Origin of the sequence: Clostridium sp. JN-9 (genome assembly GCF_004103695.1) — a bacterium.
GTDB lineage: Bacteria > Bacillota > Clostridia > Clostridiales > Clostridiaceae > JN-9.
In genome coordinates this window covers 1,293,055-1,309,905 of record NZ_CP035280.1, presented here as the reverse complement: position 1 = coordinate 1,309,905, position 16,851 = coordinate 1,293,055, and the positions used below count along the sequence as shown (strand labels likewise).

General features: G+C 39.2%; 5 protein-coding genes, 1 tRNA gene and 3 rRNA genes. 2 read left to right on the top strand and 7 right to left on the bottom strand.

Annotation, left to right across the window (positions count from 1 at the left end):
• Positions 1–415 precede the first annotated feature (415 nt).
• Positions 416–2,275 carry an IS1634 family transposase gene (locus tag EQM05_RS06265; RefSeq protein ID WP_128748972.1) on the top strand — a complete coding sequence of 620 codons (1,860 nt, stop codon included), beginning with the start codon at positions 416–418 and terminating at the stop codon, positions 2,273–2,275.
• A 181-nt stretch (positions 2,276–2,456) separates the two neighbouring features.
• Here the strand turns inward: EQM05_RS06265 and EQM05_RS06260 are convergent, their stop codons facing one another.
• The 4 genes from EQM05_RS06260 to EQM05_RS06245 all read right to left on the bottom strand — a co-directional run bounded on the left by EQM05_RS06260 (position 2,457) and on the right by EQM05_RS06245 (position 7,960).
• On the bottom strand, positions 2,457–2,678 hold the full coding sequence (locus EQM05_RS06260) for a PC4/YdbC family ssDNA-binding protein (RefSeq protein WP_128749232.1): 222 nt from the start codon (positions 2,676–2,678) through the stop codon (positions 2,457–2,459).
• A gap of 381 nt (positions 2,679–3,059) precedes the next feature.
• Positions 3,060–3,176 (bottom strand): 5S ribosomal RNA (gene rrf / locus EQM05_RS06255).
• A 51-nt stretch (positions 3,177–3,227) separates the two neighbouring features.
• A 23S ribosomal RNA gene (locus EQM05_RS06250) occupies positions 3,228–6,131 on the bottom strand.
• 317 nt (positions 6,132–6,448) lie between these two features.
• Positions 6,449–7,960, bottom strand: a 16S ribosomal RNA gene (locus tag EQM05_RS06245).
• Together the 16S, 23S and 5S rRNA genes form the textbook arrangement of a ribosomal RNA operon.
• 284 nt (positions 7,961–8,244) lie before the next feature.
• On the opposite strand from EQM05_RS06245, the gene EQM05_RS06240 reads away from it, so the two are divergent.
• Positions 8,245–9,636 carry an ISNCY family transposase gene (locus EQM05_RS06240; protein ID WP_243108031.1) on the top strand — a complete coding sequence of 464 codons (1,392 nt, stop codon included), beginning with the start codon at positions 8,245–8,247 and terminating at the stop codon, positions 9,634–9,636.
• A gap of 262 nt (positions 9,637–9,898) precedes the next feature.
• On the opposite strand, the gene EQM05_RS06235 is transcribed toward EQM05_RS06240, so the two are convergent.
• The 3 genes from EQM05_RS06235 to polC all read right to left on the bottom strand — a co-directional run bounded on the left by EQM05_RS06235 (position 9,899) and on the right by polC (position 16,817).
• Positions 9,899–9,974 (bottom strand) — tRNA-Met (locus EQM05_RS06235).
• 202 nt (positions 9,975–10,176) lie between these two features.
• On the bottom strand, positions 10,177–12,444 hold the full coding sequence (locus EQM05_RS06230; RefSeq protein WP_128749231.1) for a glycosyl hydrolase family 65 protein: 2,268 nt from the start codon (positions 12,442–12,444) through the stop codon (positions 10,177–10,179).
• Positions 12,445–12,467: 23 nt separating this feature from the next.
• Positions 12,468–16,817: a DNA polymerase III subunit alpha gene (gene polC / locus EQM05_RS06225; RefSeq protein ID WP_128749230.1), complete on the bottom strand. Its 4,350-nt coding sequence runs from the start codon at positions 16,815–16,817 to the stop codon at positions 12,468–12,470.
• Positions 16,818–16,851 lie beyond the last annotated feature (34 nt).

Below are 16,851 nucleotides of genomic sequence, written 5' to 3'. Positions count from 1 at the left end.
CCTTTCTATTGTGTTGTGCAAAACTATTATAAAAAGGATGCTTTTATTATGCAAATTTTTTTTATAATTTCCAGTAGAAATCGGATTTTACAATGTTTTTATTAAATACTAGCAAATCAATATAAATCAGCGGGCTGCGCCCTAAAACTTTTTTAGGTGCTAAACTTCTGGGGTGTTCGACAATTATCGGGTGCTGCCTGGTTACATTCGACAATGATTACAAGCTCATGCCATCTAGGATTTCTTTAAGTTTTTTCGGGTTTTCAACACTTACTCCAATACATAATGAACTTATATGGTCAGAAAATGCTTTAAATACAAGGCTTTCCTGATTTTTTTCTTGTCAAATTTTGCGTTTTATATGTTGTATGGTGTTGTATTATATGTTATAATAGGAATGGAGGTGTGATATTATATGAAATTGAATTACGATAAAAAATCTAAAGATCCTACTTACTTCATTCAGATGGGAATCAGAAATGGTAAGAAGACCACTACAAAAAATGTAAAACGAATTGGAAAATATTCTGAGCTGCTAGCAATTACCACTGATCCTCTTGAATATGCAAAAAAGCAGGTTGAGGAATTCAATAAAGAATATAAGGAAGGGAAAATCGACATAAACTTAAAGGTTGACTTTAGCGAAAAGCTTTCACCTACAAAAAATATCGCATCCAAATCCGCGCTACTTAATGTCGGTTATTTTATTCTGCAACATATATATCACGACCTCAAACTTTCAGATTTTTTTCATGATATCAACAGTAATTCAAAGATTACCTTTGATTGTAATACAATCAACCGTTTCCTTACCTTTGCAAGGATTTTAGAACCAACATCAAAACTAGGGACATTTGACAAACTTGATTCCTATTACGAAAAACCATACTTTGAATACCAGCATATTTTACGCTTCATGGATTTGTTAGAGGATAACTACGACGAATATTTGGAACATTTATTCATTAATAGTAATAACATCATAAAAAGAAACACTTCCATATGTTATTTCGACTGTACAAATTATTATTTTGAATCAGAAGATGAGGACGATGAATACGTAGATGAAGCCACTGGCGAGATTCTCAAAGGTCTTCGCAGATACGGCCTTTCAAAAGAACACCGTCCCAATCCAATTGTGCAGATGGGCCTATTTATGGACGGAGATGGAATCCCTATATCAATGTGCATTAACTCTGGTTCTGACAATGAGCAGAAATGTGCAGTTCCACTGGAACAGAAAATCACAAAAATGTTTAAAAATAAACAATTCATTTACTGTGCTGATGCAGGACTTGGCTCATTTAATATAAGAAAATTTAACTCCATGGGTGGAAGAGCCTTTATTGTAACCCAGTCTGTAAAAAAACTTTCAGACAAACTAAAGGAAGCTGTTTTTAATGATTTTGATTATCGTCGGATTTCTGATGATTCTCCTATTACTATCAGTTTTATGAAGGGATTCGATAGATTTGATAAAAAGAATTTACCCATTTATAACGATACTGTTTACAAAATCATAGATGCAGACAGCGCCATGGATGTTGGCCTATATGAAAAGAGAACATATAAAAACGGTAAGTCCAGAATTGTAAAATCAAAAGCATTTCTAAAGCAAAAAATCATAATTACATTTTCAAGAAAAATGATGGAATATCAAAGGCATATCAGAAATGCGCAGATTGAACGGGCTAAGAACTTACTCAACAATCAAAATATAGATAATATAAAAAAGGGACCTCATGATGTTACACGTTTCATCAAAAGGACATCAAAAGGTAATAATGGTGAAAAAGCCTCTGATCACTATGAAATTGATCAATCTATCATTGATAGAGAAGAAAAATATGATGGGTATTACGCAGTTGCCACAAATTTGGATGATGATGCTAAATCAATACTTACTATAAATTCAAACCGTTATAAAATCGAGGATTGTTTTCGGATACTAAAAAGCAATTTTAATGCAAGACCAGTTTATCACAGAAATCGCAACAGGATTATTGCACACTTCATGATTTGTTATACGTCTTTACTAATTTATCGTTTGCTTGAAAACAAGCTAGACCTGCAAGGAACACATTTTACAGCAGATGATATTCTTGAAACGCTACGTAATATGAATGTCATGAATACACAGGATGCTTTTTATACAGCAACATATACAGGAAGCCAAGTATGTACAGCGTTAAATGGCCTATTTAATTTAGGCTTAGATAAAAAATATTATCTTCCTAAAGAACTGAATAAGAAAATAAAAAAATTTCTAAGTTGATGTTTTCATACAACATTTTTAAAATAAGAAAAGAGAAGGAAAGCCTCTATTTATCCAGGTTCCTTCTCTTAATTTTTACTTAAGTGTCGAAAACGAGATTATAGCACAAGTAGAAAAATTTTACCCCTTTAATAGGGTGTTCGACAATTATCGGGTGCTGCCTGGTTACATTCGACAATGATTACAAGCTCATGCCATCTAGGATTTCTTTAAGTTTTTTCAATTCATCAATAGTTAATGTGATACCTTTACCCATTTTTTTATGCTGGCTATCCCAATCTCTTAAATCGAATTTTGGCTCCTTCTCATTCCAGGAAACCATATTTAATTCCTTTTTCCAACCCTTTGCTGACTCTGAAAGAGTACCTGCATGCTCCTTAATTTCAAATTTAATATCTGACATTTATATGTTACCTCCTTCATTTTGTATGTTTATTCATATAGCATTCCATTTGTTTTATGGTATTTATATTGTAAATCAATTTATTGCTTATTTCCACATATTTAACCTCTATACAAAGGGCATCAGAACTAAGCATTCTGATGCCTTTTGTGCCTTTACTGATTTATTTCTTTTTTCCCTTGTCTTTGTTCTTATCGCCCTTTTTAGTAGATCCGCTTTTACTTTTCCCCTTATCAGGCATTTTTTCCAATCCTCCTTAAAATATTTGCTCTAAATTATATATTCCACACTTTAACTTATATTCCTTCTTATTCTAATAAATTTAAATATTATTTTAGATAAACAAAAATACGGACTCCTACGAATCCGCATTTTTTACTCACCTGGCAACTACCTACTCTCCCACAGAGCCTCCCCTACAGTACCATGGGCGCAATGAAGCTTAACCTTCGTGTTCGGAATGGGAACGGGTGTTACATCCACGCCATTGTCACCAGATTTAAATTAAAGAAAGAATCTTGTTCTTTCAAAATTGCACAGTATAATTATTTGGTCAAGCCCTCGACCTATTAGTATTAGTCAGCTGAACATGTTGCCATGCTTACACCTCTAACCTATCAACCTAGTGTTCTTCTAGGGGCCTTACTAGCTTACGCTATGGGAAATCTAATCTTGAGGTGGGTTTCACGCTTAGATGCTTTCAGCGTTTATCCCGTCCCGACATAGCTACCCAGCCATGCTCCTGGCGGAACAACTGGTACACCAGAGGTCAGTCCATCCCGGTCCTCTCGTACTAAGGACAGCTCCTCTCAAATTTCCTACGCCCGCGACGGATAGGGACCGAACTGTCTCACGACGTTCTGAACCCAGCTCGCGTGCCGCTTTAATGGGCGAACAGCCCAACCCTTGGGACCTACTTCAGCCCCAGGATGCGACGAGCCGACATCGAGGTGCCAAACCTCCCCGTCGATGTGGACTCTTGGGGGAGATCAGCCTGTTATCCCCGAGGTAGCTTTTATCCGTTGAGCGATGGCCCTCCCACGAGGAACCACCGGATCACTAAGCCCGACTTTCGTCCCTGCTCCACTTGTATGTGTCGCAGTCAAGCTCCCTTCTGCCTTTGCACTCTTCGCGCGATTTCCAACCGCACTGAGGGAACTTTTGGGCGCCTCCGTTACATTTTAGGAGGCGACCGCCCCAGTCAAACTGCCCACCTAACAATGTCCCGTGACCAGTTTCATGGCCACCGGTTAGAATCTCAGTACTGTCAGGGTGGTATCCCAAGGGTGACTCCACAGAAGCTGACGCCCCTGCTTCGCAGTCTCCCACCTATCCTGTACAGACAATACCGAAACTCAATGCTAAGCTACAGTAAAGCTCTACGGGGTCTTTCCGTCCAATCGCGGGTAGCAAGCATCTTCACTTGCACTACAATTTCGCCGGATTTGTTGTCGAGACAGTGCCCAAGTCATTACGCCATTCGTGCGGGTCGGAACTTACCCGACAAGGAATTTCGCTACCTTAGGACCGTTATAGTTACGGCCGCCGTTTACTGGGGCTTAAGTTCACCGCTTCACTTGCGTTAACGGATCCCCTTAACCTTCCAGCACCGGGCAGGCGTCAGCCCCTATACTTCAGCTTTCGCTTTAGCAGAGACCTGTGTTTTTGCTAAACAGTTGCTTGGGCCTATTCTCTGCGACCTCTTGCGAGGCACCCCTTCTCCCGAAGTTACGGGGTCAATTTGCCGAGTTCCTTGACAACAATTCTTCCGATGGTCTTAGGATTCTCTCCTCACCTACCTGTGTCGGTTTGCGGTACGGGCACCAACTTCCTCCATAGAGACTTTTCTCGGCAGCGTGGAATCGGATACTTCGCGACGATAATTTCGCTCCCCATGACACCTCATCATTGATCAGACGGATTTGCCTGCCTGACCTGACTAAGTGCTTAGACGCACATCCAATAGTGCGCACATCCTATCCTCCTGCGTCATCCCATTTGTAATAACGTCAGTTGGCGGTATCGGAATATCAACCGATTGTCCATCACCTACGCCTTTCGGCCTCGGCTTAGGTCCCGACTAACCCTGAGCGGACGAACCTTCCTCAGGAAACCTTAGGTTTTCGACCAATAAGATTCTCACTTATTTCTCGCTACTTATGCCAGCATACTCACTCCTGTACAGTCCACCGCTCCTTTCGGTACGACTTCAGCCCATACAGGAAGCTCCTCTACCACGTACACGTAGTGTACATCCATAGCTTCGGTGGTAAGTTTTAGCCCCGGACATCTTCGGCGCAGGACCTCTCGACTAGTGAGCTATTACGCACTCTTTAAATGAGTGGCTGCTTCTAAGCCAACATCCTAGTTGTCTTAGAAATCCCACATCCTTTTCCACTTAACTTACACTTTGGGACCTTAGCTGATGATCTGGGCTGTTTCCCTTTTGACCACGGATCTTATCACTCGTAGTCTGACTGCTGAGATTCAAGTATATAGCATTCGGAGTTTGATAGGGTTCAGTAACTGTTGTCAGCCCCTAGCCCATTCAGTGCTCTACCTCCACTACTCATTCTCAACGCTAGCCCTAAAGCTATTTCGAGGAGAACCAGCTATCTCCGAGTTCGATTGGAATTTCTCCGCTATCCACAGCTCATCCCATGATTTTTCAACACCAATGTGGTTCGGTCCTCCACGGAATTTTACTTCCGCTTCAACCTGTCCATGGATAGGTCACCCGGTTTCGGGTCTACAGCATGCAACTAGTCGCCCTATTCAGACTCGGTTTCCCTTCGGCTCCGTACCTTAAGTACTTAACCTTGCTACATACCGTAACTCGCTGGCTCGTTCTACAAAAAGCACGTCATCACACGTTAAAGTGCTATGACCGGTTGTAGGCACACGGTTTCAGATTCTATTTCACTCCCCTTCCGGGGTTCTTTTCACCTTTCCCTCACGGTACTTCTTCACTATCGGTCACCAGTTAGTATTTAGCCTTAGGAGGTGGTCCTCCCTGCTTCCCACAAGGTTTCACGTGTCTCGTGGTACTCTGGAATAGATCTTTAAGACTTCCTTTTTCACTTACAGGGCTGTTACCTTCTGTGGCAGTCCTTTCCAGAACCTTCAGTTAAATCCTGTCTTAAGTAATAATCTATCCACAACCCCAGGAACAAGTTCCTGGTTTGGGCTCTTTCCCTTTCGCTCGCCGCTACTCAGAAAATCGATTTTTCTTTCTCTTCCTCCGGGTACTTAGATGTTTCAGTTCCCCGGGTCTAGCCCTATAAACCTATGAATTCAGTTTATAGTACATACCGTTAGGTATGTGGGTTTCCCCATTTGGAAATCTCCGGATCACAGGCTATTTGCGCCTACCCGAAGCTTATCGCAGCTTATCGCGTCCTTCTTCGCCTACTGGTGCCAAGGCATTCACCATGCGCCCTTTGTAGCTTGACCTTTAAAATCTCTATAAGCTTCGCACTACTGCGTCAGCTGCCTTCACTGCGGTGCTCATTTACCTTGAGTAAACTCCGCTCCTCGTTCAGTTGCTTCCTTGTATTGCTCGCTTCTAGCAATTTTCCTTTAAATAAAGTAATCTTAATACAAAGGTATTTTGTATACCTTAACTTTAATGTAAACTTTTTTATACTGTGCAATTTTCAAAGAACAAAAGAGACTAATCAAAAACCGTTTAGGTTTTTTGATCTCTCAAAATTAAACAGAGAAATAAACCAAGCTTTCATATAAGTTATCCTTACATGTCGACTCCTTAGAAAGGAGGTGATCCAGCCGCAGGTTCTCCTACGGCTACCTTGTTACGACTTCACCCCAATTACTAATCCCACCTTCGGCCGCTGACTCCTTACGGTTATCTCACGGACTTCGGGTGTTACCAGCTCTCATGGTGTGACGGGCGGTGTGTACAAGGCCCGGGAACGTATTCACCGCGACATTCTGATTCGCGATTACTAGCAACTCCAGCTTCATGTAGGCGAGTTTCAGCCTACAATCCGAACTGGGATGGGTTTTAGAGTTTGGCTCCACCTCGCGGTATTGCATCTCTCTGTACCCACCATTGTAGCACGTGTGTTGCCCTGGACATAAGGGGCATGATGATTTGACGTCATCCCCACCTTCCTCCCGGTTAACCCGGGCAGTCTCACTAGAGTGCTCAACTTAATGGTAGCAACTAATGATAAGGGTTGCGCTCGTTGCAGGACTTAACCTAACATCTCACGACACGAGCTGACGACAACCATGCACCACCTGTCTCCCTGCCCCGAAGGGCTTCGCCTATCTCTAGGTTATTCAGGGGATGTCAAGTCCAGGTAAGGTTCTTCGCGTTGCTTCGAATTAAACCACATGCTCCGCTGCTTGTGCGGGCCCCCGTCAATTCCTTTGAGTTTTAATCTTGCGATCGTACTCCCCAGGCGGAATACTTATTGTGTTAACTGCGGCACAGAAGGGGTCGATACCTCCTACACCTAGTATTCATCGTTTACGGCGTGGACTACCAGGGTATCTAATCCTGTTTGCTACCCACGCTTTCGTGCCTCAGCGTCAGTTACAGTCCAGAGAATCGCCTTCGCCACTGGTGTTCTTCCTAATCTCTACGCATTTCACCGCTACACTAGGAATTCCATTCTCCTCTCCTGCACTCTAGATATCCAGTTTGAAATGCAGTACCCAAGTTAAGCCCGGGTATTTCACATCTCACTTAAACATCCGCCTACGCACCCTTTACGCCCAGTAAATCCGGACAACGCTTGCCACCTACGTATTACCGCGGCTGCTGGCACGTAGTTAGCCGTGGCTTCCTCCTTTGGTACCGTCACTATCGTCCCAAAAGACAGAGCTTTACAATCCGAAGACCTTCATCACTCACGCGGCGTTGCTGCATCAGGGTTTCCCCCATTGTGCAATATTCCCCACTGCTGCCTCCCGTAGGAGTCTGGACCGTGTCTCAGTTCCAATGTGGCCGATCACCCTCTCAGGTCGGCTACGCATCGTTGCCTTGGTGAGCCGTTACCTCACCAACTAGCTAATGCGCCGCGGGCCCATCTCAAAGCGGATTACTCCTTTGATTAGAACATCATGTGATGCTCTAATGTTATGCGGTATTAATCTCCCTTTCGGGAGGCTATCCCCCTCTTTGAGGCAGGTTACCCACGTGTTACTCACCCGTCCGCCGCTAATCCGTCCCCGAAGAGGCTTCATCGCTCGACTTGCATGTGTTAAGCACGCCGCCAGCGTTCGTCCTGAGCCAGGATCAAACTCTCAATTTAAAAGTTTGATTGCTCATTACTTTATACTCTATAAAAGAATTGCTGGTTTATTTAACAAGTTTTTACCTGTTATCTTCTCTGTTTAATTTTCAAAGATCATATCTGTCATCTTTCGACAACTTACTTAGTTTATCATCATTATTTAAATCTGTCAAGAACTTTTTACAAATTCTTTTATATTATATGATTGATTTATGATAATGTCTTAATATACCACATATGATTATGTCCCAAATGCAAAAAATATAGTATAATGATACCTCAAGAGAATTGAGGTGGACATAATGAGAAAGGTAAATTTAACTATGAAAGAAAATGATAAATATACAACTATAAAGAAATTGGTCGAAACAAATGGAAACAAGAAGAGGGCATCCCTTTATCTAAGCTGCTCTATTAGACATATTAATAGAATGATCAAAGGATATCAGGAACAGGGAAAGGCTTATTTTATTCATGGTAATCATGGGAGAAAACCAGTCCATACACTTGATGATGAGACAAGACAATTAATTATTGACCTTTATCGTACCAAATACTCTGATGCTAATCTCACCCACTATTCTGAGTTATTAGAGAAGCATGAGCATATCAAAGTATCCATTAGCACCATCCGTTCAATCCTTATGCAGGAATTCATCCTGTCTCCTAAGGCTAAGCGTGCTACAAGGAAAAAGGTTAAAGCTCAATTAGAGGAATTGAAGAATGTAGCCAAATCTCCAAAAGAGGTTTCTAACATTCAGAATGCAATTATTGCAGCTGAAGATGCACACCCGAGGCGCCCTAGATGTGCTTACATAGGTGAGATGCTCCAGATGGATGCTTCACAGCATCTTTGGTTCGGTAAGAATAAAACCCAATTACACATTGCTGTAGATGATGCTACAGGTGCTATTATGGGAGCTTATTTTGACTCACAAGAGACCCTAAACGGGTATTACCATGTGTTACACCAGGTACTCACGGAACACGGTATCCCTTATATGTTATTTACAGATAGACGTACTGTATTTGAATACAAAAAGAAAAAGTCCCCTTCAGTTGAAGAGGATACTTTCACTCAGTTTAGCTATGCCTGTAAACAGTTAGGCATAGGAATTAAGACAAGCAGTGTTGCCCAAGCTAAAGGGCGCGTAGAAAGAATGTTTCAGACGTTACAATCACGCCTCCCTTTAGAAATGAGGCTAGCTTGTATCAGCACAATTGAGCAAGCAAATGAATTCTTAAACTCATACATAAAAGAATTCAATGCCCAGTTTGCTTTACCAGTTGATAATATCAAATCTGTCTTTGAAAAACAACTAGATATTGAAAAAATAAATTTAACACTTGCCGTATTAACCAGTAGGAAGGTTGATAACGGAAGCTGCATCAAATTCAAGAAAAGTTATTACCTCCCTATGGATTGTAATGGATATGCTGTACATTACCGAAAAGGTACTTCAGGTATGGTAATTCAAGCCTTTGATGGTGGAATGTTCTTTTGTGTTGATGAAAAGGTATATGCTCTAGATCTATTACCAGAACATGAACTTACATCAAAAAGCTTTGACCTTGCAGCTCCTGCGGGGCAACCAAAAAAACGTTATATTCCTCCAATGAGTCATCCTTGGAAACAAGCTTCTTTTGAACGTTATCTTAAAAAGCAGAAACATAGGCAGGAAAATATAGCATAAAAGTAAATGCCATAATATTACTATTCCTCCTTTTAAGTATAAAACTCAGAAGGCTTATTAAGCATACCCAAAATCCAGGAAAGCCTCATTATTTATTTTAGAAGTAAAACCTAACTAAAAAGCACCAGAAAACTGGTGCTAATGTTTTAAATATTTTGGGACATTTTCAAAAATGCTTGACAGAACTTTTTACAAATTCTTTTATATTATTTAATTCTCAACAGAATTCATATAATATCACACATCCATTTTTTAAAAATTTTGGTTGCGGGGATAGGACTTGAACCTATGGCCTTCGGGTTATGAGCCCGACGAGCTACCAACTGCTCCACCCCGCGATATTATATTAAATAACTTTGTTTTTTCTTTGCCGCTCATCAGCGACAGTTGTTATCTTATCACTTACAGGAATATTATAACCTAGCATTTTTTATCTATACATGAAATTATATTGTCCATGCTAGCAATATCTTTAAAATACTTTAAAATTTTCATATGGACACACCAGACATAGTGTAAAGTAAGATTTCACCTTACTGCTTACCTTTTTGAATTTTTTCCTGTTTCATAGATTTTATTATTAATTTCTATTTTAATTTCTTTATCAGATGCTATTTCAAAATGATTCTGATAAATTGAAACTGTAATTCTCGATTCATGCCAGTTAAGTTTAAACTTAAGCATTTTCCAATGTTTAGGTATCCATGGTTTTAGTTTTAAAGTTCCATCTTTCAAAACAGATAATCCCGCAAAGCCAAAAACCACACTCTGCCATGACCCGCCTGTGGAAGCACCATGAAGGCCGGAATCTGTATTTCCCTGATTATCCTCTAAATCCGTGTACACAGTTTTCATGAAATATTTATATGCATTGCTTGTATCTCCGACAGAAAGTCCAAGTATTGAATACATGGATGGACTTAATGATGATTTATGCATAGTTCTCTTTTCATAGTACTGGTAATTAACCTTTTTAATTTCATTTGAAAATTCCTCAGGCAGCATAAGCATAAGCTGTACAACATCTGCCTGCTTTATAAGCTGAGTTTCACCGAGCCTGTCCAGTTTCACTTCTTTAGGCCATACAGGCATGCTGTTTTCATCATATTCTTTTATTTCTATATGCTTTAAATTAAAATATCCTTCAAACTGCTCTATAATAGTGCCCTCTTTATTTGTTGGAATATATATCTTGCTGGCTATATTTTTCCATTCATGAAAATCCTTGGAGCTTATGCAAAGCGAATTACACAATAATCTCAATTTGTGTTCGTCTTCCTTGCTGAGCCATTCCTTATAGTAGAAAGCTTTTTCTATATTCCACTTTGCAAGGTAATTTGTAAAAACATTGTTATTAACATGCTCATGGAATTCGTCAGGGCCTATAACTGAGTTTATTTCATATCTGTCCTTTTCCTTATTATATTCAACTCTGCTCTGCCAGAACTTTGCTGTATCCAGCAGCATTTCCATGCCGTAATTAATAAGAAACTCCTTATCTCCAGTTGCTCTGTAGTACTCTATTATTCCAAATACTATATCAGAGTTAATATGAAATTCCTCATCGCCTGTCCAAATTCTTACCCAATTGCCTTCATAATCAAGCCCCCATTTTGGTGTTGTCTCTATTCCATCATCAGCTGACTCCCATGGGAATCTTGCGCCTTTATAACCGCTTAATTCTGCATTTTCCCTGGCTCCCTTTAATGTGTTATATCTGTACATTAATAGTGATCTTGCAGCCCTCGGCCACTCATAAATAAAAAATGGCAGCATAAACACTTCTGTATCCCAAAAAACATGTCCTTTATATCCTTCACCATGAAGAGCCTTTGCTGCTATGCTGACTCTGCCGTCCCCCTCATAAGCTGAGGATGCCAGCTGAAATAAATTATATCTTATTCCCCTTTGAGCTTTATCATCTCCCTGGATTTCAATATCAATATTATTCCATATTTTATTCCATGAACGGCTGTGCTTTTCTTTTTCGCCTTCATAGCCTAAAGCTGCAAAATCATTTATATCCTCTAAAGCTATACAATACAAGTTTTTTTCAGTATCTCTGCTGGTATAAGTAACCCCATATTTATATATGGTATAAGTGCTTCCCTGTTTAATAAAGGTTTCATAAACTTCTGAAACTATTTCTCCAAAGTCACAGTATCTTCTTTTTCTAAAAATATTATCACGATCATTTTCGCCTATGAGCCTTGTACACTCTATTATTTCTGTTCCCTTATCTAATGTGTTAGCTTCCAATGCTATACCTGGATTCATATCTGTGCATCTTGTGACTTTCAGGTGCTTTGTCCTGTTCATTACATCCCATGAGCTGTTGGTTACACTTCCTTGAATATAATTTTCTATAAATAGCTTTCCACTGAAATTTTTAGCTGTTACCTCATATTTCGAAGCCCATCTGTGAACATTGCTCCTGCTTACAAATCTTTCAGATTTTATCCCAAGAGTTCTTCCTTTAGATGTAGTAACTGTAAGTTCTGTAATAAGCACACCTTTTTTCATATTAAGTGTTCTTTTAAAACCTTCCACAGCGCATTTTTCCATATCCACCATTTCATTTTCAATATATATATTAAAACCAAGGGGATCCTGACAATTTACTATTTCTGAAACCTGGCCCTGAGCTTTGTCAAAAACCCCTGCAATAAAATTACCCCTGTTTCCAAGCTTTGAAAATTCCAACGCTCCTCTAAGGCCTCTGTAACCATTGGCAAGAGTGAAAATAGTTTCGTTTTTTTCGTTATGGTTTTTATCATAATTATCTAGTTCTATACTCCATAAATCCATAAATATTCCCCCATCATGTAAAATTACATTGCATCAAAAAAACAAATCTGATCACTTTCAGGAATGCCCTTAAGACATCCAAATTTTTTAAGTAAATCTACAGCAGAATTACCAATCTTAGCACGTTTCTTTAAGTCATCTATGGAACTGAATTCTTTTTCATGTGCTGCATTGTATATTCCATCTGCAGCCACAGTACCCATTCCGGATATGCTGTTTATAGGAGGTCTTAAGCCCTCTTCTTCTACCTGGAATTTGGTTGAATGGGATTTATATAAATCTATAGGAAGGAACTTAAATCCCCTTTCGTACATTTCCAGAACCAGCTCCAAATCATCATACATATCCTTATCCTTTGGGCCTGCCTGATTGCCCATGGTTTCAATTTCCTTCATCTTATCTTTTGCCTTTTCTTTTCCAAATATCATAAATTCTGCATCAAAGGCCTTTGCTCTTATGGTAAAGTATGCTGCATAATAGGCCTTTGGTATGTGCACCTTGAACCATGCTATTCTGAAGGCCATCATTACATAAGCAGCAGCATGAGCCTTAGGGAACATATATTTTATCTTTTTGCAGGAATCTATATACCATTCGGGCACATTATGTTCCCTCATCTGAGCCACATATTCAGCCCATTTTTCAGGTTCCTTCATAACCTTGCCCTTACGCACTAGCTCCATTATCTTAAAGGAGGTATTTGGTGGAAGACCTTTTTTCATAAGATAAATCATAATATCATCTCTGGTACATATTGCCTCGCTTAAGGTTACTATTCCCTGATCAATAAGATCCTTGGCATTTCCAAGCCACACATCTGTACCATGGGAAAGTCCAGATATACAAAGCAATTCAGAAAAAGTCTTTGGCATTGTGTCTACAAGCATTCCCCTTACAAATTTGGTACCAAATTCAGGGATTCCAAATGTACCTACCTTGGAATTTATCTGATCCGGCGTTACTCCAAGAGCTTCAGTGGATGAAAATATGGACATGGTCTCCTTATCATCCAGAGGTATCTTATGAGGATTAACTCCAGTTATATCTTGAAGCATTCTTATAACTGTTGGATCATCGTGGCCAAGTATATCCAGTTTCAATAAATTCTGGTCAATAGAGTGATAATCAAAATGTGTTGTTATAATATCTGATGTAGGATCATCTGCAGGATGCTGCACAGGGCAGAATTCAAATATTTCTCTTCCCTTTGGCACAACTATAATTCCACCAGGATGCTGCCCCGTGGTTCTCTTTATACCTGTGCAACCCGCTGCCAGTCTTGTTATTTCTGCTTTATTTATAGGAATATGCTTTTCCTCATAATATTTTTTAACATAGCCAAAAGCAGTTTTCTCTGCAATGGTACCTATGGTTCCAGCCTTAAAGGTAGTCCCTTTACCAAAGATAACCTCTGTGTATTTATGTGCCTTTGCCTGATATTCTCCTGAAAAGTTTAAATCTATATCTGGTTCTTTATCACCATTAAAGCCTAAGAAGGTCTCAAAAGGTATATCCATGCCATCCTTACACAACTTCTCTCCGCACACAGGACAATTCTTATCAGGCAGGTCAAAGCCGTTTTTAACGCCATAATCGGAAAAGTCCGAGTACCTGCACTTAGGGCACCTATAATGAGGAGGAAGAGAATTTACTTCAGTAATACCAGTCATATTAGCCACAAAGGACGAACCCACTGAACCCCTGGAACCTACCAGATATCCGTCTTCATTTGATTTCCAAACCAGCTTTTGAGCAATAATATACATTACTGAAAAGCCATTTTTTATAATAGAAGCAAGCTCCCTATCAAGTCTTGACTGAACAATTTCAGGCAAAGGGTCTCCATACAGCTCATGAGCCCTTCCATAGGCAATATCCTTAATAGTCTGCTCGCAGCCATCTATATGAGGTGGACATTTTTCCGGTGAAATAGGGCTTATCTGCTGACACATATCTGATATTTTGTTTGTATTTGTAACCACTACTTCATAGGCCTTTTCTTCTCCTAAATAAGAAAATTCCTCAAGCATCTCTTCTGTTGTTTTTAAATATAACGGAGCCTGATTATCAGCATCCTTAAAGCCCTGGCCTGCCTCCAGTATACGCCTGTATATCTCGTCCTCAGGGTCCATAAAGTGAACGTCACCTGTGGCTACCACAAGTTTATTTAATTTTTCTCCAAGCCTTATAATCTTTCTGTTTATATCCTTTAAATACTCTCTGTCAGGTACCTGCTCTGTCCTTACCAAATAGTCATTATTACCAAGAGGCTGTATTTCAAGATAATCATATTCCCTGGCAATAGATTCAATTTCTTCATCAGATTTTCCAAGAAGTATAGCCTGATATAGCTCTCCCTCACTGCAGGCACTGCCAATTATTAACCCTTCAGAATATTTTTTATAAATGCTTCTAAGTATACGAGGCTTTTTATAAAAATAATTTAAATGTGAATAGGATACAAGTTTATATAAATTTTTTAAACCTGTATAATCCTTTGCCAGTATAATTGCATGATATGTTCTAAGTTTTTTGAATTCCTCTTTTTTAGATTCCTCATCAGAACCATATATGTCTATATCCTTAAGGTTTTCCGCTCCCCTTTCCTTAAGTTTATCAATCATAACATTAAATATCTTAACAGTTGTATTAACATCATCCAGTGCTCTATGTGCTACATCCACTTTTATATTAAGATTTTTGGCTATTCTTCCTAATTTATATGTCTTAAAATTAGGAAAAAGCTCCTGTGCCAGCGATAGGGTATCTACATAGGTAAAATCAAAGTCATAGCCTAAAACTCTGGCATTATGCTTTAGAAATCCCACATCAAACTCAGCATTATGGGCAACTAAAACTGTGCCCTTTATAAATTCCAGCATTTTAGGAAACACCTTTTCTATAGTTTCGGCATCTCTTACCATATCATCTGTTATATGAGTAACCTGAACAACTCTTGCAGGAATTGGCTTTTCAGGATTTACAAAGCAGCTGAATTCATCTATTACCTTTCCATCTTTGATTTTCATTATTCCTATTTCAGTTATTTTTTCGGTAACAGGTGAAAAGCCTGTGGTTTCCAAATCCAGCACAGAATAAACTGTATCAATGCTCTGCCCCTTAGCATTCATTACAGATGGCTTTTTGTCAGGTGCCAGGTAGGCCTCCAATCCATATATAATCTTCATATCAGGATTGTCTCTTCCAAGCAGCTTATGTGCCTCAGGAAATGACTGCACCACTCCATGATCCGTTATGGCAATGGATTTCATGCCCCAGCTCATGGCTCTTTTAATTAAATCAGAAGCACTGGTCATGGCATCCATCTGGCTCATTTGTGTATGCATATGAAGTTCTACTCTCTTAACCTTTGCATTATCCTGCCTTATTGTCTTTTTCAATCCTTCCGTTTCTATTATGGTATTAGCAATAATCTCAATTTCATCAGTAAACCTGCTGTATCCTGCATTTCCGGCAAGTCTCACTCCCTTTGCCTTTTCAAGTCTTGATAAAACCTTAATGTCTTCACCTGGCTTAAGGAATGACTTACATGTCATTGAGCTTGAGCCATCATATAAATCAAAGGAAACTAATGTTTTCCCGCTTTTCAGCTCCTTTGCCTCTATATTTGATATTTCACCCTGTATAGCAACTCTTCCTTCATCAGGTGTGATTTCAGTAATTTTTATTACAGGCTCCTTAATTCTAGGATTTCTTCCAAGTATCAGCAATGAATCTCCTCCGCTTTTACCTTCAGCTTCTCCTTTAATTTCCTGTTTTTTAAATACAACTTCTTTTGGAAGCCTAGAAGTACTGATTGCTGCAGCGCTTTTTACTTCCCTCTGAATAAGCATATTTTCCCTTGCACGAGCATCCTCCTGCATCTTTATTAAATCTTCACTGCTTACATTATCAATAAAATTAATTTTATATGATGACCCATAGGTACTTTTAATTACATCATGAATTTTTTTATCATAATTAAGGGATTTTAAAAAGTCTGATACAGCAATTTTAAAGCTAAAATTTATGATGTTCTTATCCACCTTAACTTCGCTATTATTTAAAACCACAGTTTTTAATACAGGATATTTATGTGAGGCAGAATATATTATATTTTTAAGCTCTCCCTCAATGGGTTTTTTATCTGTTCCTTCAGCATATTTAACAGTGATCAGAGAATCTTTAAGGGCAAATCTTTTTTTTATAAAATTATTAAGATACTCCAGCTCCTTTATTTCTATGTATTTGTCAGAGCTGATCTTCATTTCCAGAGTTTTTGTTTTTTTCTTCAATACTACCGATTCCACAAAGGCAGTATTTATGCTGCCCTGAGCCTCATAATCACTAAAAATTTCATTTATTCTCTTCATAGTACCTATTACCTTCTCCAAAAAACCTTAAATC